The organism is Paenibacillus sp. BK720 (assembly GCF_011761545.1).
Classification (GTDB): Bacteria; Bacillota; Bacilli; order Paenibacillales; family Paenibacillaceae; genus Pristimantibacillus.
In genome coordinates, this window is record NZ_JAASRQ010000002.1 from 844,204 (window position 1) to 867,117 (window position 22,914).

13 protein-coding genes are annotated in these 22,914 nt (G+C 52.6%); 10 read left to right on the forward strand and 3 right to left on the reverse strand.

Annotated elements, in window-relative coordinates; genetic code table 11:
• Window positions 1-59 precede the first annotated feature (59 nt).
• The 4 genes from FHT67_RS10500 to FHT67_RS10515 all read left to right on the forward strand — a co-directional run bounded on the left by FHT67_RS10500 (window position 60) and on the right by FHT67_RS10515 (window position 11,644).
• Window positions 60-6,614: an OmpL47-type beta-barrel domain-containing protein gene (locus tag FHT67_RS10500; RefSeq protein WP_167197945.1), complete on the forward strand. Its 6,555-nt coding sequence runs from the start codon at window positions 60-62 to the stop codon at window positions 6,612-6,614.
• Between the two features lie 189 nt (window positions 6,615-6,803).
• Window positions 6,804-9,320 carry a winged helix-turn-helix domain-containing protein gene (locus tag FHT67_RS10505; RefSeq protein ID WP_208403213.1) on the forward strand — a complete coding sequence of 839 codons (2,517 nt, stop codon included), beginning with the start codon at window positions 6,804-6,806 and terminating at the stop codon, window positions 9,318-9,320.
• 14 nt (window positions 9,321-9,334) lie between these two features.
• Entirely contained in the window at window positions 9,335-10,225 is an 891-nt protein-coding gene (locus tag FHT67_RS10510) for a helix-turn-helix transcriptional regulator (RefSeq protein ID WP_167197949.1), read from the forward strand.
• Between the two features lie 138 nt (window positions 10,226-10,363).
• A complete protein-coding gene (locus tag FHT67_RS10515; protein WP_167197951.1) occupies window positions 10,364-11,644 on the forward strand; it encodes a glycoside hydrolase family 27 protein in 1,281 nt (426 codons plus the stop codon).
• A gap of 44 nt (window positions 11,645-11,688) precedes the next feature.
• Here FHT67_RS10515 and FHT67_RS10520 read toward each other — a convergent pair whose 3' ends face one another.
• Genes FHT67_RS10520 through FHT67_RS10530 form a run of 3 tightly spaced genes read right to left on the reverse strand, consistent with a single transcriptional unit; the run spans window position 11,689 to window position 15,994 of the window.
• The gene (locus FHT67_RS10520; protein WP_132305823.1) at window positions 11,689-12,642 is read right to left on the reverse strand and encodes a sugar ABC transporter substrate-binding protein; all 954 of its coding nucleotides are present in this window, start codon (window positions 12,640-12,642) and stop codon (window positions 11,689-11,691) included.
• Complete coding sequence (locus FHT67_RS10525; protein WP_167197953.1) at window positions 12,639-14,186, reverse strand: response regulator; 1,548 nt, start codon at window positions 14,184-14,186, stop codon at window positions 12,639-12,641. The genes FHT67_RS10520 and FHT67_RS10525 overlap by 4 nt, the downstream gene beginning before the upstream one ends.
• Before the next feature lie 14 nt (window positions 14,187-14,200).
• Window positions 14,201-15,994: a sensor histidine kinase gene (locus FHT67_RS10530; RefSeq protein ID WP_167197955.1), complete on the reverse strand. Its 1,794-nt coding sequence runs from the start codon at window positions 15,992-15,994 to the stop codon at window positions 14,201-14,203.
• A gap of 245 nt (window positions 15,995-16,239) precedes the next feature.
• Here FHT67_RS10530 and FHT67_RS10535 point away from each other — a divergent pair, with 245 nt between their 5' ends.
• From FHT67_RS10535 to FHT67_RS10560, 6 genes are all read left to right on the forward strand, one after another.
• Window positions 16,240-17,301, forward strand: coding sequence for an ABC transporter substrate-binding protein (locus FHT67_RS10535; protein ID WP_208403214.1), 1,062 nt, complete (start codon window positions 16,240-16,242; stop codon window positions 17,299-17,301).
• Window positions 17,302-17,375: 74 nt separating this feature from the next.
• Window positions 17,376-18,881, forward strand: a complete 1,506-nt coding sequence (locus FHT67_RS10540) for a sugar ABC transporter ATP-binding protein (protein ID WP_167197957.1) — start codon at window positions 17,376-17,378, stop codon at window positions 18,879-18,881.
• 4 nt (window positions 18,882-18,885) lie between these two features.
• A complete protein-coding gene (locus FHT67_RS10545) occupies window positions 18,886-19,926 on the forward strand; it encodes an ABC transporter permease (protein ID WP_167197958.1) in 1,041 nt (346 codons plus the stop codon).
• Window positions 19,919-20,881, forward strand: a complete 963-nt coding sequence (gene yjfF, locus FHT67_RS10550) for a galactofuranose ABC transporter, permease protein YjfF (RefSeq protein ID WP_167197960.1) — start codon at window positions 19,919-19,921, stop codon at window positions 20,879-20,881. Before FHT67_RS10545 ends, yjfF begins: the two co-directional genes overlap by 8 nt.
• Before the next feature lie 39 nt (window positions 20,882-20,920).
• Entirely contained in the window at window positions 20,921-21,970 is a 1,050-nt protein-coding gene (locus FHT67_RS10555; RefSeq protein ID WP_132305811.1) for an ABC transporter substrate-binding protein, read from the forward strand.
• A gap of 135 nt (window positions 21,971-22,105) precedes the next feature.
• Window positions 22,106-22,903 (forward strand): class I SAM-dependent methyltransferase, encoded by a 798-nt coding sequence (locus tag FHT67_RS10560; protein ID WP_167197962.1) that lies wholly within the window; start codon window positions 22,106-22,108, stop codon window positions 22,901-22,903.
• Window positions 22,904-22,914 lie beyond the last annotated feature (11 nt).

Here is a 22,914-nt window from a genome sequence, read left to right on the forward strand (position 1 = left end):
TCCGAAAATGATATTTGCTAAGCTTGTCCTGCTCATTCAGTTAGAGGAGGACGAAGATTGTGTTTCGTAAAATAAGCTCTTTGCTATTGCTCATCGCAATTGCTTTTGTATTTTTGCCGACGGGAGGTGAAAAAACGGCATTTGCCGCCGTCTCGGTGGAAGAGCTGCCCTCGGCTTTTAACCCGCCGGAGCTGCTTCCCGGAGCTATGGCAAGCGCGGTTGGAGGGAACAAGATTCTCTTAACCGGGGGACAGAACGCAAGAAACAATTCTTTTTCCAAGAACGCGTACGTCTTCGATACGGCTACTCAAACCTGGTCTTCGAATGCGCCAGCTTTGCCTGTCGCCTATCATGCGCAATCCATGCTGCCAAACGGCAGCGTGCTTGCCATTGGCGGAAATGCGTTTATGAATAATGTAGGCTACGTCTATAACGATGCTGTACGCATGTATAATCCTTCCGCAAACACTTGGACTAATGCCGCGAAATTCCCTCATACGGTGCTGGGACATTCCCAGAGCACGCTTCTTGACGGCCGCGTGTTAGCCGTAGGAGGAGCAAACGAGATTTATTCCGCCAGTTCAGGCTCGATTCTGTACAACAACGCCTATATATATAATCCCGCAGCCGACCGTTGGGATGAGGCTGCTCCACTTCCAAGGGGCATTTACGGCGCAGCACAAAGTACGCTGAAGGACGGACGGGTACTGCTGACGGGCGGTCTTAGCGGGTATGTTTATTCCTTTGACTCCTATATCTACGATCCGGCAGCCAATACCTGGACCAAGGTCGCAAGTCTGCCCTATTCCGGAATGGACATCTTTTTCAGGCATTCGCAAGTAACGCTTCCCAACGGTAAAGTATTGGTCATGGGCAATTACAATTTCTATTTGTATGATCCGGCGACGAATACTTGGACAAGCGATGTTGAGAATCCGAATCATTTGACGAATGCCAGTCTTATCCCTATCGGATCTGACGTTTATATCGTAGGCGGCTATAATGACAGGGACTATACGGACAATACCAAGATGTACAAGCTGACCTTCGATTTTAATCCGCCGTCAGCCCCAGCAATAACGGGAGTCGGCAGCGCATGGAGCGCTTCCGATGTGGACGTGTCCTTAGTGCCGGGAACGGATACGGAAACGGGAGTTAACCGAACGGAGTACAGTCTGACAGGCGCTACCTCCGTCAGCTGGACTTCATACAATGGCAGCGATCCGATAAGAATCTCGAATCCGGGACAAACAACGGTATCCGCGAGAACGGTAGACAATGCCGGGAATACAAGCACTATTACAACCGCGGTTGTGAAGATTGACCGGACGCCGCCTTTAACGCCAACAATCAGCTTGTCGGAAACAGGCTGGAGTTCGAAATCCGTATCCGCCTCGTTCTCGTCATCCTCGGACCCAAGCGGCTCCGGCGTCCAAAGGATTGAATACAGCCTGTCCGGCGTCGTTACCCAGGATTGGAAACCGTACACCGCCGGTTTTTCGATACTCGCCCAAGGACAAACGACCGTCCATGTAAGGGCTGTCGATAACGCAGGCAATACAAGCGCTGAAGGAACTGCCGTCATTATGATCGACAAAGCACCGCCTGCAGCGCCTAGCCTTACGCCAGCCTCGAGCGGTTGGAGCGGTACGGACGTTACCGTAACCGCCCTTGCCGGAATAGATACGGGAGGCTCCGGCGTTAACCGGACCGAATACAGGCTGACTGGCGCGTCCAACTTGAATTGGTCCACCTATAACGGTCCCATCCTAATCGGGGCGGACGGACAGACGACCGTTGAAGCAAGAACCGTTGATAACGCCGGCAATATTGGAACAAGCAGTACGGTAAACGTAAAGGTGGATAAATCGCAGCCAACTGCTCCAGCCGTAACACCGAATACGGCGAGCTGGACAAATGCGGCTTCCGTCAAAGTAACGGTCGCCGGAGGAACGGACGGAGGCTCCGGCGTCAATAGAACCGAATACAGCTTAAGCGGTGCGTCGACGCTTGGATGGACGACCTATACCGGACAGATTACGGTCAGCGCGGAAGGGCAGACCACGCTAAGCGCAAGAACGGTGGATAATGTCAATAACATAAGCTCGGTAACGGCAACCGTCGTGAAAATCGATCGAACGGCACCAGCGGCTCCCGTCATAACGCCTTCCAGCGGAACATGGTCGGCTTCCAACGTAACGATTACAATAGCAGCCGGAACGGATAGCGGCGGTTCGGGCGCTGCCCGGACCGAGTTTAGCCTAAGCGGTGCAACAACAGCGGATTGGGCCGCCTACGCGGGGACTGTGCTGATCAGTACGGAAGGACAGACAACGATTCACGCCAGAACGATAGATCAAGCAGGCAATATAAGCAATGAACGAACGACCGTCGTATCCATAGACAAGACAAAGCCAACCGCGCCGGTAATTGCGGCTTCGGCAACGGATTGGAGATCGTCGGATGTGGCGGTAACCGTTGCTCCGGGAACCGACGCCAGCGGATCGGGCGTGAACAAAACGGAATACAAGCTGTCCGGAGCAACCGTTAAAGGCTGGACAACGTATTCCGGAACGGTATCGATAAGCGCGGAAGGACAGACAACCGTTGAAGCAAGAACAATCGATCAAGCCGGCAACACAAGCACGGCGGCTCCGGTGACAGTCAAAGTGGACAAAACAAAGCCCGCGGCTCCGGCCGTAACGCCGGATGCATTAAGCTGGACAAACGCAGCTTCCGTTAAGGTTACCGTTATCGCGGGAACCGATAGCGGTTCGGGCGCCAGCCGTACGGAGTATAGCTTGAGCGGTGCCACTACGCTTGCTTGGTCAACGTATACGGGCCAGATTTCCGTATCCGCCGAAGGCGAGACATCGGTAAGCGCAAGAACGATAGACCAGGCAGGCAATATAGGGCCTGTTACGACAGGGATCGTGAAGCTGGACAGAACCTCGCCCGCGGTTCCCGCAATAAGCCCTGCAGGCGGAACTTGGTCCGGAGCATCCGTTTCCGTAACGTTGACGGCCGGCGCGGACAGCGCCTCATCGGCGGATCGGGTCGAATATAAGCTGTCCGGTGCAATCACGCTGGGCTGGACGGCGTATACGGCACCTATTCCGATTGCGAAGGAAGGCGAAACAACCGTTACAGCCAGGACGGTAGACAAGGCAGGGAACATTAGCGAGGAGGCGGTGGAAATCCAGAGGCTGGATTTCACGCCGCCCGGAGCAACGTTACTGACTCCTGACGCAGCCGGCTGGAATGCGGGAGACCGTGTGACGGTGACCGCAACGGCCGGAACCGATAACGGAGGATCCGGAGTGAATGCAGTGGAGTATAGCCTGACGGGAGCTGCCAATTCGGATTGGGTGACTTACACGGGACCCGTTATCGTAACCGGGGAAGGTCAAACCGAGGTGTATGCAAGAACGATAGACAAAGCGGGCAACAAAGGAACAGTCTCTAAAGCGACGGTTCAGATTGACCGCAGTGCTCCCGGGCAGCCTGAAATTGAGGTCTCCCCATCTAACTGGTCTAATTCTGCCGCAGAAGTGACGATTACGCCGGGGAACGATTCTTTATCCGGGATAAGCCGTACCGAATATCGCTTGACGGACGCGGTTGACGCGGATTGGACGACTTATGCCGGCAAATTTAAGGTGACTGCCGAAGGCAAGACGAGGATTCAAGCAAGAACGTTGGATCAGGCAGGCAATATAAGCGACATTGCGGAACAAAACGTTTACCTCGATAAAACAGCCCCAACCGCGCCGGAAATCGTTATTAATAAACCGGGTTGGGTTTCGGCGGATCGGGTGAATGTCGCGATAGCGTCCGGCGAAGACCAAGGGGGATCGGGAGAAAGCCGAACGGAGTACCGATTATCCGGGGCAACAACCAAGGATTGGACGATCTACTCCGAAACGGTTGACATTGAAGCCGAGGGCGTGACGACGATCAGCGCAAGGACCATTGACCAAGCAGGGAATGTTGGACAGGTACGGGAAGAAAAGGTGCAAATCGATCGATCGCTGCCTGTGGCCCCGACGGTTGTACCCGATACGGAGGATTGGACTTCTGCAAGCTCCGTAAAGGTAACGATTACAGCAGACTCCGATCGCGGTGAATCCGGCCTTGACCGCACCGAATACCGCATAACGGGGGCTGGCGCGAAGGATTGGACGAACTATGAAGGAGAGCTGTCGGTTACGGCGGAGGGAGAGAGTACGGTCAGCGCAAGGTCGATTGACAAAGCGGGTAATAGCAGTTTTATCGCAGAAACGAAGGTTCGCATTGACCGGACTCCGCCGTTATTGCCTGTCGTATTAACGCCGGAGAACAGTAAAGTTACAAGCGATAACACGCCGGAGATATCGGGAACTGCCGAAGCAAATTCCCGAGTTACGATTTCAATCGATGACCAAAAGCTGCCGGCTGTCACTACCGACGGTCAAGGGAAATGGAAGTACCAGCCGGTTTCCGTATTGGCGGACGGCCTTCACCACGTGCAGGTATCGATCGAAGATTCGGTAGGAAATGCGGCAGAAGAGTCCGTTGCGCTGGCTTTCACCATTGATTCTACCGCGCCTGGAGCACCGGTTATTGAAGCGCCAATTAACGGTTCAGTAACGGGCAGCAGCAAGCCGGTGTTAAAAGGAGAAGCAGAGGCTGGCGCGAAGGTTACTATAGATTTGGACGGTTCAACGCTCACAACCGTAACGGTAAGCGAAAACGGCAATTGGAGCTATTCGGTAACCGAAGCGCTGAGGGATGGGCTTCATGTGGTGAAGGCAATGGCCGCGGATTCCGCGGGCAATGCGAGTCAAGCCTCGTCATCGGTCTCGTGGACGGTAGACACCGCAGAGCCGGAAGCGCCCGTTGTTCTTGCTCCGGCGGAAGGGGCGGTTACGAGGATGAACAATACGGCGATATCCGGAACGGCGGAAGCAGGCGCAGCCATCACCGTCTTTATCGATAGTCTTAAGGCTGTAGAAGGAAAAGCCAACGAATCGGGTGCATGGTCGTTTACGCTTCTTGAAGCATTGCCCGATGGCAAGCATACGATTTATGCCGTAGCTAAGGATGAAGCAGGGAATACGGGAGCCCGCTCGGAAAAAGTGACATTTGCGATAGATACAGCCGCTCCCGAATCGGCTACGGTATCCTCACCAGCCGAAGGGGCTTTGCTCCGTACAGGCAAGCCAGTCCTCCGCGGAAATGCGGAGCCGGGAGCTTGGATTCACCTAACGCTGGACGAAGCGGCAATGGAGCCTTTTCAAGTAAATGAAGAAGGTGAATGGACCTTTGCGCCTGCGGGGGTTCTGCATGACGGTGCTCATCAGGTTATCATCAAAGCAGCGGATTCGGCAGGAAACGTGAGTGAAGACACTGCGCGGCTGAATTTCTTAATTGATACGACGGCTCCATCGGTGCCGTTGGTCAATAAGCCGGCCGAAGATTCGAAAACGAACCAAACAAAGCCAGAAATTGCCGGAACGGCCGAAAAGCACGCTAAAGTGACCATTCAGCTGGATGGCAAGCATTATGGCGAGGCGGAAGCCGATGATAACGGAAGCTGGAGCTTTGTACCGGAGAAGGATCTCGCTATTGGAGAACATATCGTTCAGGCTCAAGCAAAGGATGCTGCCGGCAACGAAAGCGATCTTTCTCCAGAGTATCGCTTTGAGCTTGTATCCAGCAACGCGAATTTGAGCGCGCTCAAGCTAAGCGACATCGTTTTAAATGAGCCGTTCCAAGAAGCAATGCTGAACTATACAGGAGTTACCTATTCGGTTTCGAAAACAAAGGTAACGGCCGTTCCAAGCGATTCGAACGCTAAAGTCGATATTTTGAATGACAAAGGAGAGAAGCTGGGCGAAATCATTGATTTGCCGGTAGGTACACAAACCATTATGGTTCTTGTTACTGCCCAGGATGGGACAACCGTACGGACGTATACCGTACAAGTTACTAGATACAATCCGGTTAATCCGCCTCCGGTGGAGCCGGAAGAGCCAGGCAAGCTTGAGCTTATCGCTTGCACACCGGATTCGGGCGGCTCATCCCGATTCGGCGATATGACCGGGCATTGGGCGGAAGAGACGGTTAAGGAAGCCTACGGCTGCGGAGTGGTGCATGGCTTTAATGACGGTACGTTCCGTCCGGAAGGGCATGTCACGCGAGCGGAATTCGTCACCATGCTGATGAATGCGGTGATCGATAAGTCAACGCCTGCAGGAACGGGAGCGGAGTTTTCGGATAAGGAAGGCATCCCGGGGTGGGCGGCGCAAGCGATAGACAGAGCGAAACAATTCGGGATCGTAAACGGTTATGCGGATGGCTCGTTCCGGCCAAACGAGCAGGTTACCCGCGCGGAGCTTGTGACCATGCTGGCCAAAGCGGCGGGTATTAAGCCTTCAGAGCCAGAGAAGGCGAAGGATTTGTTTACCGATGCCGCGGATATTCCGACTTGGGCAGCCGGCTATGTAGCCGCATTGCAGCAAGCAGGTTTATTGCAGGGAAGAGGAGACGGCAGATTCGAGCCGTCGGGTGAAGCTACCCGGGCGGAGGCGGCAGTGCTGCTGCTGCGCATGATCGAATTCTACCATACTTAAAAGATAAGTTAGAAAACCATTGCCGGCATTAAGGGCAATGGTTTTTCTTTTGAGCAATACATGTCGAAAATTCAGTATAATAGAGATCATATGTCGGAATTAAAAGGAGATCGTATGTTATTCTCTCAACCTATTCTGTTAAAAACAAAAATACGGCTTCCTGTCGTTAAAAAGAATCTGATCATCCGGTTGAGATTGCTTGATTCGCTGGAGCAAGGAATGCGGGGCCGGATGGTAACGGTCTGCGCTCCTGCGGGCTCGGGAAAATCCACGCTGATCGCGCAGTGGGCACATTCCGCACGCATGCAGACGGCATGGGTGTCCCTGGATGATAGAGACAATGATACAGCAAGATTTTGGCGGTACGTATTGCATGCTTATATGGAAGCGGGGCCGTCCTCCTTGACAGATCCGCTTGCCGCAGTTGGAGCGCTTGTAACGGGCACAACGGTGAATGCGATTATCGATACGCTACTCAACGAATTGGCAGCTCTCGAAGAACCGATTGCTCTCGTGCTGGATGACTATCATCATATTGAGCTCGCAGAGATCCATGACAGCTTGGCATATTTTATAGAGTACTTGCCTTTCCGTCACCGGATCATTATTGCAAGCCGAGGCGAAATTTCCTTAGATGCGGCCAAATGGCTGGCGAGAGGAGAGCGGACGGAAATCGGGCTGCGGCAGCTTCATTTCACGCAAGAGGAAATCGATGAATTTTGCAGATCCGCAGGCGTTTACCTGGAGCAAAGACATACCCGCAAGCTGCTCGAGAAAACGGAAGGATGGGTTGCCGGCCTTCAGCTCGCTTCCATCACGCTCCAGGACCAGCAGGATATAGACCGGATTATCGCCGGCTTTGGCGGAAGCAATGAGAAGGTCTCTTCTTATTTGTTCCAGGAGGTGCTCGACAAGCTTCCTTCTGACGTGACGGATTTCCTGCTGCAGACCAGCGTGTTCGACCGAATGGATGCGGAGGTCTGCAATCAGGCGTTTAACCGCACGGACAGCCGCGAGATGCTGGAGCAGCTTCGTGCGCTCAATTTGTTTGTTATTCCGCTGGATAATTACAACGGCTGGTTCCGGTATCACTCGCTCTTTGCGGATTTCTTGAAGAGCCTGCTCCGCTCCCGGAGCCGAGAGCGGTGGCTGCAATATCATCTTGCGGCAAGCAGGGCGTTCGCTGCCAGAAGGATGCTTGATAAATCGATCGATCATGCGATAGCCGGCGAGAGCTACAAGGTAGCTGCCGATAGATTGGAAGAATATATTCCGGATGCGCTCAAACAAGGCGAGCTTGCTTCGCTGCTTGAACGTATTGAGGCGGTCTCCGAGCACATTCCGATGCCTTCGAATTTATTAATGTATCAGGCATTTGCTTATCTGCTGATGGGGCAAATGCATTTTTCCGCCGAGACCGTCGAGAAGCTGGAGAAAAGATACGAGCAGCCAGAGACCGCGGCCGAGCTTGAACCGCTGCAGGGAGGCATGTTGTTCCTCCAGTCGAACCTGCTCTTCTATACGGGGCGTTACGAGCAATGGGATTCGTTTGTCGGATACCGGCTTCAAGGGGTACTGCCGGAGGATCCCATCTTCTACAATTTTAACTACAACATGATGGAGCCGCTCGTCAGGCGGACGGCGTTTGGCTTGAAAGGAATCTTATCGGCCGATACCGAACGGATCGGTCAGCGGTTCGTATCCGTGCTGGAGCAGCACGGGTGGGGGCAATCGCTCATTAATTTGTATGTCGTTCAAGCCTTATGCGAAGGGTATTACGAGTGGAACCGGCCAAGCGACAGCCTGGAGCTGGCGCGCAAAATCGGGCTGTCCGACAGGGCCAGGCAGACGGCGGGCTTGTTTGTTCCCAACCGGATTACGCTATCGCGCATTTATGCCGCTTCCGGCCAGTTTCTGAAGGCCCATGAAGCCATCGACGAAGCTGTTCAAATGGCGGAACAAAAAGGCGAGTATCACTGGCTGTATCCTTTGCGCGCAAGCCGTGCCCACCTCTACGTGAAGGAAGACAAGCTTGCGGAAGCGAAAGCCGAAATTTCCAGACTGCGCCTGTCGGACCGCATTCAACCGGCATCCAACCGTTGGATCGAATATACGGTCTATGCCCGAATACTGACCGCGCAGGGGAAAACAACCGAGGCGTTGAGACAATTGGAATTTATTGAATCGTCGCTGGAGCAGGACTCTTGTCTTCTTTTGCGGACGGAGATTAGTCTTGTTCAGTCTTTGGCGGAATATCAGCGCGGCAATCGCAGCGCGGCATTGCAGCTGCTTCATGAAGCGCTTGTCATGGGCGAATCGAACGGTTATATCCGCAGCTTTGTTGACGAGGGGATTCAAATGAAGAAGCTTCTGCATACGTACGCGGAGCATCGGCAGCGAGAGACGGCTCAAGCGATTTGGCAGGATGTCTCGCTTGTTTACGTGGAGAAGCTGTTGGCTTGCTTCCCTGAGCAGGAGAATCCCTCTCAACCGCAACCGTCGTTAATCGAGCCGTTAACCGAGCAAGAACTCTTTATTCTGCAGCTGCTGGAGCAAGGGGCACCTAACAAGCAAATCGCGGCTAAGCTGGCTTTAAAGGAAGGCACGGTAAAGGTATACCTATCGAGGATCTACGCCAAACTTGGCGTATCTTCCCGGACGCAGGCACTTGCGGCAGCCCGCCAGTTGATCGGGCTGGCCGAATAAAGCGGGGTATAAGCATGAATGCAGGTCAATTAACAGGCACGGGCACGTTTGGTTTCCGTTTTACGATGCCGGAGCATCTGGCTTTATGCAACCTGTTCGCTATCGGAACGGATGTCATTCGGGATGAGCATTACCGATGGGACGGTTGGACCCGGAACGACGGACCGCTGCTGTTGTTTCAATATACGTTTGACGGGGAAGGGATTTACGAGAGGGGAGCGGAGACTATCCGTATTCAGGCCGGACAAGCGTTTATGACGGAAATTCCGGGTGATCACCGTTATTATTTTCCGCCCGGAGGATCGCATTGGTCCTTTATATTCGTATTGATTCGTCCTTCCCTCATTCTCCCGAATTGGGAGGAAGTGAAGAAGCAGCTCGGCGACACTCCGTTCCTGCCGGGAGCTAGCCGGCCGATACGGCTGCTGCAAAGCATGTACGAAGAAGCCTATGCCGGCCGGATCAAGGAGCCCTATACGGCTTCTTCTTATGTGTACCAATTCATCTCCGAGCTATGCCGCTTCGCGCTATCCCCTCAGGACGATACAAGGGAATGGCCGATAAAGGTGAAAGAGGCCGTCGCTTATATCGATAAGCACTACGAAAATATGATCAGTCTTGACCAACTGGCCGATCAGCTTAGCTTGTCGAAATATCATCTGCTCCGTCAATTTATCAAAACGGTAGGCGTGTCGCCTAACGATTATTTGAATCAGGTCCGGATTAAGGAGGCGATCCGGCTGCTGAAGGAATCCGACTGGAGCGTGGAGCGGATCGCGGAGCAGGTGGGCTATTCTGGCGGAAGTTATTTCATCAAATGGTTTCGAAAAATCACGGGGGAGACGCCCGGTAATTTCCGTCAGGGTGAAGGCCAGCTTGTCTATAACCGCGTATATTTCGATTAGATGGATTCGCTTGAAAAAGCGCAATATTTTACTATGAATGACGTTAGATTACTGTAGATGGCCGCATCCGATAGGAATTAATATAGGAATATAGCAGCAATTCATTCCTATTCTTGCTTCAAATACAGGAGGGTCATTATGCAGCATCTTGAATTTGCCCCAACACCGCCGCTTGGGTGGAACAGCTGGGATTGCTACGGCGCAACCGTTAGGGAAGACGAAGTACGCGGTAACGCCGACTATATGGCGGAGCATCTGAAGGCTTTCGGCTGGGAATATGTCGTTGTCGATATTCAGTGGTACGAGCCGGGAGCCGTATCGGATCTCTACCGCCCCTTCGTGCGGCTCGAAATGGATGATTACTCCCGGCTTATTCCGGCGGTGAACCGGTTCCCGTCCGCGGAAGGCGGAAAAGGCTTCAAGCCGCTGGCCGACTATGTGCATAGCCTTGGCTTAAAGTTCGGGATTCATATCATGCGCGGGATTCCGCGCCAGGCTGTTCACGATAACACGCCAATCAAAGGCACTTCGGTGACAGCCCGCGATATCGCGCATACCTGCTCCTTCTGCGGCTGGAATACGGATATGTACGGGGTGGACGCCAAGAAGGAGGGCGCGCAGGAATACTACAATTCGTTATTCGAAATGTACGCCGAGTGGGGCGTTGATTACATCAAAGTGGATGATATCGCCGACTCCTGGCTGCATGGCGGAGCGCATCTCGGCGAGATTGAACTGATCCGCAAAGCGATTGATCATGTTGGTCGTCCAATCGTACTTAGCTTGTCGCCGGGTCCCGCACCCGTGAAGCATGCCGATTTCCTGGAACAAAATGCGAATCTGTGGCGAATGACCGATGACTTCTGGGATCGCTGGCCGCTGCTGCTCGACATGTTCGACCGCTGCAAAACCTGGGAGGGACGTCCAAAGCCGGGCAATTGGCCGGATTGCGATATGCTGCCGCTTGGCCGCATCGGCGTACGCTGCTCGCACCCGGACCGCAGGACGAACTTCACCCGCGACGAGCAGCTGACGATGATGACCCTGTGGTCGATCTTCCGTTCTCCGCTCATGATGGGCGGCGAAATGCGCGATAATGACGAATGGACGTTGTCTCTCTTAACGAACCGGGATGTGCTGCATATGCACCGCGCCAGCTTTGGCGCAAGGCAAGTATCGCGAATTGGCGATCGAGTGGTCTGGACAGCGGAAGGAAGCAATGGGGAGAGATATGCGGCAATGTTTAATACCGGAGAAGAAGCAACGGAAGTATCCGTATCCTTCGGCGATTTGGGGATGGACGGAGATGCAAGCGTGAAGAACCTGTGGACCGGCGAGGTTTTAGGTACCTTAAGCTCTTCGCTCTCTTCCGTAATCGCACCTCATGGTGCCGTTTTGTACAGACTCGATACGGTATAAAAAAATGGCGAACTCCAATGGGGTTCGCCATTTTTCTTCCACTATTATTGCAATTGGTCTGCACGCAGCTCAGCGATCCCCGTATTTATTATGGAATCCGCCTTCATTTCATTGCTTGCTAGGAGCAGCGTCTCCACAATCGTCCGTCCCCAAATGGTTTCGTTTTGCGAGATGACGGCGGCTAGCTGCCCGTTAATCAAGGCATCGTTGTTTGTGGAGGTAACCCCCATCGATATAGCCAGCCTGTTCAACCCTTTTGCTTTCCAGATGAGGATAGATGCGGAAGCAGAGATGTAGTCTAGTCCCACCAAGGCATCAAAGTGAGGATGGGCATCAATCATCGTCTCGATATCGCTCATCGCCTGCTCCTCGCTGCCTCTATTATGATGAACCTCCAGCACATCGATGGACGATTCCTGAGCCAGATAATCGAGAAAGCCCTCCAGTCGCTGCTTCATTCCCAGCATTTCCTCCATGCCGTTTTCTACAATGATCATGCCTTTATGCCCGAGAAGACGGCTGACCGTCATGGCGCTTTGACGACCGGTCATAAAGTTGTCCGCACCGATGTAAGCGGTACGTTTGCTGCCCGGCGCATCCGATTCGAAGGTAACGACGGGAATCCCTGCTGCCTCCGCTTTATTTATGACGGGAGTCAGCGCCGCGGAATCGACGGGGGATATGGCTATGCCGTCAATTCCTTGCTTGATCATCGATTCCATGATGCGGATTTGCTGCTCGGTATTGGCCTCATCCGGCGCATTAACGATTAACGCCACATGGTTTTTTGCTGCGGTTTCGTTAGCGTCAAGCGTAATTAGCTCATAAGTCGGATAGGTCATCGGATAAATAATGCCAAAGGTTTTTTCCTTGGTAAAGCCGCCGTTTGGCGAAGGGGAGCCTTGTGCAGCCGGCAATGACCGCTCTCCTGTCCCATTGTTGGAACAGCCGCCTAGCAGCAGGGTGAATATTATCAACAAGCTCGTCAGCCGTCTCATGCCGTCTCATCCTTTTCTCCCTGGTTCCGGTATTCCTTGGGTGTCATGCCCGTCATTTTCTTGAACAGGTTGGAGAAATAATGAGGGTCGTTATAGCCCACTTCGAATGCAATCTCGAAAGACTTGCTGCGGGTCGTCTTCAGGAGCTCCATCGCCTTGCCGATCCGGATCTGCGTCAAGTATTCGGTAAGCGTCTGACCGGTTTCCTGGCTGAAAACTTTGCTCAGATGGCTGGGGCTGATTCTCACTTGGCCGGCTATCATCTTGAGCGATAATTGCTCATTATTGTAATGGGCTTGAATGTATTCCTTCACTTGATTGATTACATCGCCATATTTGTCTGAGGATTCCGACCGCCATTGCCAGAGCTCTTGCAGCAAAACGTTCAAATAAAAGCAGCAGTCCTCCCAGGAGGCTATCTTTTTAATCTCTTGCTGAAGCCGGGGAGCGCTGCTGCCCGGATCCGCGCCGGTACGGAAGGTTTGCTTCGCGCAGCGAAGCGCCTCCAAGGTCAGGTCGTTGAACAGATAGAAGCTGTAGCTGCTCTTAAAAGGAAGGGATTTTAACGGAGCCGCAAACTCCCTTACAAAAGCATCCCGCTCCGAGGGAATGCCGATCTTCGCAAACTCAAGAAACTGATTGCGGTTGATGACAATGTCCATCGGTTCGTGAATGCCGTGGAGCGAAGCTTGGTTAAGCCGGGTAAGCCGGCTAATGTATTTGTCTTCCTCCGCTTCCAGATAGGAAATATGAATGCCCTGAATCCGCTCGTGTAGACTGCCCAGTCCGGCGTAAATTTCGCAGCCGAACTGCCGCTCGAGCTGCAGCCTGACATCGGTGTTGAACGTATGGAGAAACCTTGTCAGGCTTTCCGCGGAATTGCACTTGAAAATATAAACGAGCTCTGTCTTGCTGCGGTAATAGGATAAGCATTCGATAGGTTGTTCAAGCCGTCGATCGAGCTCGTTCCTGACGCTGGTTACTAGCTGCTGATCGGCAGAATTAGCCGGTCTGACATCCAGAATAGCGGCGGCATAGTAGCGAGAGGCGAGGGATAGATTCAGCTCTTTGGCCGTTTCGATCGCCTCCGAAGCGCCCATTAAGCCGCCGCACAAGTCTGCAAGCAGCCTTTCTTTCGTGACTGCCTGGCCTTTAAGCTTTTTCTGCTCCTCATCAATTTTAACGCTGACCTTGCGTAGAAGCTCAATCAGCTCGGCTGCGCTGACCGGCTTCAAACAGTAGTCCTCGACGCCAAGGCGAATCGCATTCTGGGCGTAACGGAATTCATCATGGCCGCTCATAATAATGACTTTGATATGAGGCATCTGTTTGCGGACAATGGCCGTTAATTCAAGACCGTCCATAAATGGCATCTTGATGTCGGTAATCAGAATGTCGGGCTGCTGCTGCTCGATGAGAGGCAAAGCGAGTTCTCCGTCCGGGGCGTCTCCGCAGTAGATAAAGCCTTCCTTCGTCCAGTCGACGCAGCTCCGGATATTTTCGCGGATCAATATTTCATCGTCAACGATCATCACTTTTTTCATCGTTATGACCATCCTTATTTTTTTGGAATACGAACGGAAATTTTGCTGCCTTCCCGGTAGACGCTTTCGATCTCAACCCCATACCGCTGGCCGAAATACAACCGGATTCGTTGATGCACGTTTTGCAGGCCAAAGCCGCCTTCGCCGTCATCCTGCTTGACGGCAATCGAATCGACCGGCTGTTCCAGTTCCGTTTGAAGCTCGGCAAGCCGCTCCGGGGGAATCCCAATCCCGTTGTCTTCGACCGTAAGAACCAGATCGCGATCCTCCACATGACCGCTGATTCGGATCATCCCTTGACCGCGCTTGTTTTTGATGCCGTGATAAATGGCGTTCTCGATTAAAGGCTGAAGACTCATCTTCAGAATCGGGTAGACCTGCAGCTCGGGATCCACCTGAATCTCGTATTGCAAAATATCGTGATATCTCATCTGCTGGATGACGAGGTAAGTGTGAGCATGCTCCAGCTCCGTCTTGACGGAAATCCAATCCCGGCCTTTGTTTAAGCTTAACCGGAAAAACCGCGCTAAAGCCTTGACAAGCTTGATAACGCTTTCCTTTTTCTCCGCTTCCGCCATCCAGATGATCGAGTCCAGGGTGTTGTATAGAAAGTGGGGGTTAATCTGGGCTTGAAGGGTCCGCAGCTCCGCTATCTGCTTCTGTTCCTGTTCCCGCCGGTTCTTCTCCATCAGGCTTTTGATTTCTTCAATCATCCGGTTAAAGCTGTTGCCCAAGTCGGCAATTTCATCGGTTCCGCTTGGCGTGACCTTCGCATCGAGGTACCCGCTGGAGGCTTTGCGCATTTTGTTCATCAGAATTTGAATCGGGTGGGTCAGGCGGTTCGTCAGGAAGAAATACAGCGTTAACGCAAAGACCGCGCTAAGCGCAACGCTTACGATAATTAGCTGACGGATTCCGTTCGCTTCCGCGATAATTTCTTGAAACGGCACAACGCCGACTATTTTCCAACCGGTTATTTGAGAAGTGCTGTACACGATGAATTGAGGCTTTGCTTTGGTGGAGAGAACAAAGCTGTCGCTTGCCGCGGTCATCGGCTCCCGGTCGATCTGTTCCAGAATGGCAGGCGAGGCCGCAGGGGACTGAGGCTGGAACACGGTTGCGCCGTACTGGTCATTAATATAGAAAAAGCCGGTTTTGCCGATAACGGTATTTTTGAGAAAATCGTCAATCATCGCTTCATTGAGGTCGATGACGATAAAACCGATCACCTCATGGGTAATCCGTTGTTTAATCGCTGCGATTATGGACATGGCGTTCTGTCCCGGGTAAGTGAACCCGTCAAGGCGATTGGAATCGGAGGATGAGGATTCCGGAATCCGCAGGACCGCATCGGGATATTGCGTCAAATATTGAAAATACGGATTGCGGAGCGGGTTGCGGTCAAGCTGGAAGACGCCTTTCCGTTCGCTGATGCCTTTTCCGTAAAAATTGACCATCGATATGTTCAGCACTTTGTCGTACTTATAGGTTTCGCGATAGAACTTGAACGTCTGCAGGATGGATTTGGCCTCCTGATACGTCTCGGATTGCGAATAGAGAAATTGCAGCACCTGCGGATCTTTCCCCATCTCGAGAATCCTCTCGGTGTCCCCGAACAAAATATCCATATTGCGGGCTAATTGCTCGGCGACCAGCTTGGTAGAGGCTTTACTATGGTCGGAGACCGTGTTGTACGATTTCTGATAGGAGATAAGACCAACCGCCAGTAAAGGAACCGCGGTAAGAATAATAAACATGCTCAGCAATTTGACCCTAAGGCTTGAAGTAATCCATTTGATGAGCTTCATTGACTGTTCTCTCCAATTGAGGATGAAATTTGTTTCACCATTATAGCATGAAATTTTCCTCTTTTAAGAGATTCGCGGTATAGTGCACCTTTTGCGAAAAAAATTACACTTTACGCTCCCGACTGCCTGAAAGATGCCAAAAGGATTAAACGATTCACCAAACGGACTCCATATTTCCGTTGCGCGGAACGGTTCTATACTGGAATCACGCCAGACATGGTGAACCAAAAGGGAGGATTAACCAGATGAAGCGAAAGAAAAGATGGGGACTTGCGGTAACGCTTGCCGTCATGGTATCTATTGTAACCGCTTGCGGCGGCAACGGTGGCAGCAACGGGAACAACTCGAACAATACGGCGAATGCAACAAATAAGCCGGCCGAGACGGCCGCGGCTCAAGAAACGGCTGGCGGCACGGGAGCGGGAGATAAGAAAATTACGCTTGGCTTCTCGCAGGTAGGGGCGGAGAGCGGATGGCGGACGGCCAATACGAAGTCGATACAGGAATCGGCCAAAGAAGCCGGGTTCGATCTGAAGTTCTCGGACGCCCAGCAGAAGCAGGAAAACCAGATTAAAGCGATCCGTTCCTTCATTCAGCAAAAGGTTGATGTTATCGCCTTCTCCCCGGTAGTGGAATCGGGCTGGGATACGGTGCTGAAGGAAGCCAAGGATGCCGGTATCCCGGTCATTCTGACGGACCGTGCGGTTGATTCGGCAGACACGTCGCTGTATAAGACCTTTATCGGTTCGGACTTTATCGAAGAAGGCAAGAAAGCCGGTCAATGGCTGGTCGACCAATACAAGGATGCGCAGGAAGACGTCAATATCGTCGAGCTGCAGGGAACAACGGGCTCCGCTCCGGCGAATGACCGCAAGGCAGGCTTCCAGGACACAATCGCTTCGAATCCAAAGCTTAAAATTATCGCTTCCCAGACCGGCGACTTTACTCGTGCCAAAGGGAAGGAAGTTATGCAGGCTTTCCTGAAGGCGCATAAAGATATCGACGTTCTCTACGCGCATAATGACGACATGGCATTAGGGGCTATTCAAGCGATTGAAGCCGCAGGTCTCGTGCCTGGCAAAGACATTATCATTATTTCGGTAGACGCGGTTAAAGACGGGATGCAAGCCGCGGCGGACGGCAAGATCAACTTTATCGTGGAATGCAATCCTCTGCTTGGACCTCAGCTGATGGAAGCTGCTCAAGCGGTCGTAGACGGCAAAGAGATTGATGCGCGTATCGTAACGAACGAAACAACCTTTACATCCGAGCAGGCGAAGGAAGCTTTGCCGAGCCGCCAGTACTAATAAAAGAATGAAAAGCCGCCTGGAGCACCAGATTGCCGCTGGGCGGCTTTTTCTCTTGGGAAGGAGTGCGCAGCATGCAAGCACCTATACTGCAAATGACCGGAATCACCAAGCGGTTCCCCGGCGTAAAGGCCTTGTCCAATGTGGATTTCAGGCTGTTCCCCGGCGAGATTCACGCGCTGATGGGAGAGAACGGAGCAGGCAAATCCACCCTCATAAAAGTGTTAACCGGCGTCTACTCCATCGATGACGGTACGGTTACGATTGAGAATCAGGCTGTCTCGATCGGCGGGCCGTTAGAGGCGCAGAGAGCCGGAATAAGTACCGTCTATCAGGAAGTGAATCTTTGTCCCAACCTGACGGTAGCCGAAAATATTTATATAGGCAGAGAGCCAAGGAAATTCGGCAGAATCCTATGGAACAAGATGAACAAGGAAGCTGCGCGGCTTCTAAAGGAGCGGCTGAACTTGAACATCGACGTTACGCTGCCGCTCCATGCTTATTCCGTCGCTGTCCAGCAGCTTATTGCGATTGCAAGGGCACTTAGCATTTCTGCTAAGGTGCTTATTCTCGACGAACCCACCTCCAGTCTGGATCAAAATGAGGTTCGGCAGCTGTTCGGCATTATGCGCAAGCTGAAAAACGACGGATTGGCTATTCTGTTCGTTACCCATTTTCTCGACCAGGTCTATGAAATGTCCGACCGGATTACCGTTCTTCGGGGCGGAGAGCTGGAAGGGGAGTACCTGGCGGCAGGACTGCCGCGCATCGAGCTTGTACTGAAGATGATCGGCAAGGATCTGAAGCTGCTGGAAGAGCTGCCGAAGCTGTCTGAAGAAGCCGGGGATACAGCCGGAAACACCATGATTACGGCATCCGCGCTTGGCCGAAAAGGGGCGATTAATCCGTTTGATCTGGAGATCCGTAAGGGAGAAGTTGTTGGATTGGCAGGTCTATTGGGTTCAGGCCGGACGGAGATCGCAAGACTTCTCTTTGGCGTAGACCGGCCGGATCAAGGGAAGCTGCTTGCCGGGGAATCCGGCAGTCCGGTGAAATCGCCAAGAAGCGCCATTGATCTTGGCATTGCTTACTGCTCGGAGAACCGGAAGACCGAGGGCATAATAGACGACCTGACTGTCAGGGAAAATATTATTCTCGCGCTGCAGGCAACAAGAGGCTGGCTCCGGCCGATATCCCGCAAGAAGCAGGATGAAATCGCGGACCGGTATATCAAGCTGCTGAACATCAATCCTCCAAGCCCCGAGCATCTGATCAAGAACCTAAGCGGCGGCAATCAGCAGAAGGTACTGCTTGCCCGCTGGCTGCTGACGGAACCCGATCTGTTGATTTTGGATGAGCCAACGAGAGGGATCGATATCGGGGCCAAGGCGGAGATCCAGAAGCTGGTTCTCTCGCTTGCGAAGCAGGGAATGTCGGTTCTCTTTATTTCTTCGGAGCTGGAAGAAGTCATTCGCGTCAGCGACCGCGTGGCTGTACTGCGGGATCGTTCCAAAGTCAAGGAGCTTGTCAGCGGCGAACTGAACCAGCAGCAAATTATGCAGGCGATGGCAGGGGGATAAGGCTATGGGAGGCAAAATGTACCGTCATCATTTATTCTGGCCATTAGTAGTGCTAGGAGCATTGCTGTTATTTAATCTGATCTATTCGCCGGATTTCTTCTCGATAGCGGTCCGGGGCGGCAACTTGTACGGCAGCTTGATTGATATTCTTAATTTCGGCGCTCCTCTCATTCTTGTCTCTATCGGAATGACCATTGTCATTGCAACGGGCGGTATCGATCTCTCCGTTGGCTCCATTGTTGCCATTTCCGGCGCTATGGCTTGTCTGGCTATAAGCAAGGGCACTGATCAAAACTCCGTGCTGCTGGTCGTTGGGGCGGTAATGGCATCCATCGCGCTGTCCATCGTGCTTGGCATGTGGAATGGAGCGCTTGTTACGGTTACGCGCATTCAGCCTATTATTGCGACTCTTATTCTAATGGTTGCCGGGCGCGGTATTGCGCAGTTGATTACCAGCGGGCAAATTATAACCGTATCCAATTCGAATTACGAATATATCGGCGCAGGCTCGCTTGCTTCCTTGCCGTTTTCTATCTTTATCGTTGCGGCCGTTCTATTGATTGCCTCGCTGCTGACGCGAAGAACGGCCATCGGATTGTTTATCGAATCCGTCGGCAGCAATCCCGAAGCCAGCCGGCTTGCAGGCCTTCGCTCCAAAACCGTTATTCTGACTGTTTATGTGTTCTGCGGCTTATGCGCGGGGATAGCAGGATTGATATTAAGCTCGAACGTTTCCAGCGCGGACGGGAACAACGCCGGTCTCTGGTACGAGCTGGACGCCATTCTGGCTGTCGTAATCGGCGGTACCTCTCTGAATGGCGGACGGTTCTATTTGATGGGAACGGTTATTGGTGCATTAATCATTCAAACCTTGACCACCACGATCTATATGATAGGCGTTCCGCCCGAGATTACGCTTGTCGTCAAAGCTTTTGTCGTGCTTGCCGTATGCCTCATTCAATCCGAAGCGTTCCGCAAGACGTTAATTACCCGCTGGAGGAAGAGGAATTACCCCGCGGAACAGGAGGTTACCCGCCATGCTTAACCGTAAATATGTTCCGATTCTCGTGACCTTTGGCTTGCTAGCGGTCATGTTCGCAGCGGGATCATTCCGATATACCGGATTTTTCTCCGCGCAGGTGCTTTACAATCTGCTCATCGATAATTCGTTTCTTATTATTACGGCCGTAGGAATGACCTTCGTCATTATTTCCGGCGGCATCGATCTGTCCGTCGGCTCCGTCATCGCCCTTACCACGATGATTTGCGCCACATTGGTAGAGCGGCACGGCTGGTCGCCGGCGGTTGTGATTCCGATGGTGCTCATCTTTGGAGCTTTATTCGGTACATTGCTGGGAGCGATTATTCATTATTTCAAAATCCAGCCGTTTATCGTTACCCTTGCGGGAATGTTCCTCGCCAGAGGAATCTGTTACATCATCAGTATTGATACGATAACGGTAACAAACGGCTTTTTTACCAAGGTAGCTCAAACCAAGGTATCGCTGCCCGGCGGCAATCTATCGATTAACGTCATCATTGCGTTGGTTGTTGTTCTTGCCGCTATTTATCTGGCGCATTATACGAGATTCGGCCGCAATGTGTATGCGATTGGGGGAAGCGAGCAATCCGCGCTATTAATGGGGCTGCCGGTGGCCAGAACGAAAATATTGGTCTATACGTTCAGCGGCTTCTGCTCGGCGCTCGCGGGAGTGGTGTTTACCTTTTATATGTTATCCGGATACGGATTGCATGCCATGGGACTGGAGCTCGATACGATTGCGGCTGTTGTTATTGGCGGAACGCTGCTAACCGGCGGTGTAGGCTACGTCGCGGGAACCTTAATTGGCGTATTGATACAGGGGGTTATCCAAACTATAATAAGCTTCGAAGGAACCCTAAGCTCCTGGTGGACAAAGATCGTGATCGGTTTGTTATTGTTTGTGTTTATCCTCTTCCAGAGGCTGCTTAGCGACCGGAGGGTCACGTTAAAGACATAATTTTCCATTTTACCTAAATTTCAAGGGGGCGGGGCGTGCATGAGGAAGCTAATCTATCTGTTAGTTGGTTTGTTCATCATCGTGCTGCTCCAAGGCTGCTCTTCCCGGGAGGAAGCACCTGTCCCCTCGCCGTCAATAGACAGCGAAGCGCCGCCTGCCATCAGCGAATGGCTAAAGAGCTCGGCCTCCAATATCAGTCCGGGAAAACCTATTACTCTCGGCTTCTCCCAGCTCGGAAGCGAAAGCGCATGGCGCCTCGCCAATACGGCCTCTGTCCGGGATGCGGCCGCCGAGTCCGGCATTCGGTTGATTATGAAAAACGCGGAGCAGTCCCAAACCAAGCAATTCGATGCCATCCGCTCTTTCATTCAATTGAAAGTAGATGTCATCGCGATTGCTCCGGTCGTAGAATCCGGCTGGGAGGATATTCTTCTGGAGATTAAGCAGGCCGGGATTCCGGTTGTCATCTTGGACCGCTCGGTTGATGTAAAGGATACATCCCTATTTGTTACAACGATTGGCTCTAACCTATATGAAGAAGGCGTAAGGGCGGGCAAGTACCTTCTCGACTTCATGCGCAGCCAGCCCGGCCCGATCCGGATCGCGGAGCTGCAGGGAACGAAAGGCTCCACGCCGTCCATACAGCGGGGTGAAGGGTTCCGCAGCGTTATTCAGGCAAGAAAGGATATGGTCATTACGCAAAGCGCTCCCGCCGAGTTCACGGAAGAGAAGGGCAGAGAGGTTATGCGCACCTTCCTGGAGGTTCCGGAAAAGGATCGTCCGCAAGTCTTATTCGCTCACAATGACGATATGGCTCTTGGCGCCATTGAATCCATTGAGGAAGCAGGTCTTAGACCCGGTGTCGATATTACCGTCATTTCGGTCGACGGCTCCCGCAAGGCGCTGCAGCAGCTTGCGGCGGGCAAGCTAAACGCCGTGGTGGAATGCAATCCGCTGCTAGGGCCTCAGCTTATGCAAACGGTCAAAGAAATAATGGCCGGAAGGACGCTGCCCAAGCGTATGGTGCCGCCGGAGGATGTCTTTACGCAGGAGAGAGCGGCGCAGGAAATAAGCAAACGTAAATTCTAGCATTTATAGGTTAGTCAGACGGAAATCCGCTCAAGGCGGATTTTTTTCTTTTGGCCGAGTACCGTGTCGTATATAATAGTTTTGGGTATATTTGGAAGTTGTTCGAAGCCGTCTATCGGGGAAGGAGAGGTTGGTTTGCAGGAACGGTTGGTGAAAGCGAACAAGATTGCTTGGGAGACGAAGGCTTACGAGGCATGGGTCCGGCAATACGGCACTCCGGTTGAATTGGCCGAAACTTTAAGACAGACGGGCAGCCATAATCTGCGTTATTGGCTGAAGTACATAGGAGATCCTGCGGGGAAGCGGGTGCTTAATTTGCTGGGTTCGCATGGCAGAAAAGCAATCGCGCTTGCGATGCGGGGAGCAGAGGTTACGGTCGTGGATTTGTCGGCGGAAAATCAGCGGTTTGCGCTGGATGTTGCGGCTGCCGCCGGAATTAAGCTGGATTACGTCTGCTCGGATGCCCTAAGCATACCGGATGAGGAAGAGCTGGGACAATTCGACATTGTACTGATGGAGTTTGGCGTCTTGCATTACTTCACCGATCTGCATGCGATTTTCGCTGTTGTTCGCAGGAGGCTGCGTACGAACGGGAGATTTCTGTTGACGGATTTCCATCCCTTTGCGAGAGCTTGGTTAACCACGAGCAATCACGCTGAGCCAAGCGGCAATTACTTCGACAAGGGGATTAAGGAAAGCGATGTGGCCTTCGCCAAGCTCCTGCCGGAGGAAGAAAGAGAAGGCCTTGGCAAGGTGCTGGCCTGCAGCTGGACGGTTGGCGATATTTTGACGGCGGCTGGGACTGCCGGTTTATTCATACGTACCTTTGAAGAGATTCCGGCATCCTCAAACCCCAATGTCCCCGAGTTCTATACGTTAGTTGCCGACAAGGTCGATATCGCTGTGGAGCCGCTTTATCCAAATCCAAAATGAGGAGAAGTGAT

Excerpts from the sequence above, each read along its gene's own strand:
- FHT67_RS10510 (WP_167197949.1), top strand. The coding sequence starts at position 9,335 with ATGAATGCAGGTCAATTAACAGGCACGGGCACGTTTGGTTTCCGTTTT.
- FHT67_RS10515 (WP_167197951.1), top strand. The coding sequence starts at position 10,364 with ATGCAGCATCTTGAATTTGCCCCAACACCGCCGCTTGGGTGGAACAGC.
- FHT67_RS10520 (WP_132305823.1), bottom strand. The coding sequence starts at position 12,642 with ATGAGACGGCTGACGAGCTTGTTGATAATATTCACCCTGCTGCTAGGC.
- FHT67_RS10525 (WP_167197953.1), bottom strand. The coding sequence starts at position 14,186 with ATGAAAAAAGTGATGATCGTTGACGATGAAATATTGATCCGCGAAAAT.
- FHT67_RS10530 (WP_167197955.1), bottom strand. The coding sequence starts at position 15,994 with ATGAAGCTCATCAAATGGATTACTTCAAGCCTTAGGGTCAAATTGCTG.
- FHT67_RS10535 (WP_208403214.1), top strand. The coding sequence starts at position 16,240 with ATGAAGCGAAAGAAAAGATGGGGACTTGCGGTAACGCTTGCCGTCATG.
- FHT67_RS10540 (WP_167197957.1), top strand. The coding sequence starts at position 17,376 with ATGCAAGCACCTATACTGCAAATGACCGGAATCACCAAGCGGTTCCCC.
- FHT67_RS10545 (WP_167197958.1), top strand. The coding sequence starts at position 18,886 with ATGGGAGGCAAAATGTACCGTCATCATTTATTCTGGCCATTAGTAGTG.
- yjfF (WP_167197960.1), top strand. The coding sequence starts at position 19,919 with ATGCTTAACCGTAAATATGTTCCGATTCTCGTGACCTTTGGCTTGCTA.
- FHT67_RS10555 (WP_132305811.1), top strand. The coding sequence starts at position 20,921 with ATGAGGAAGCTAATCTATCTGTTAGTTGGTTTGTTCATCATCGTGCTG.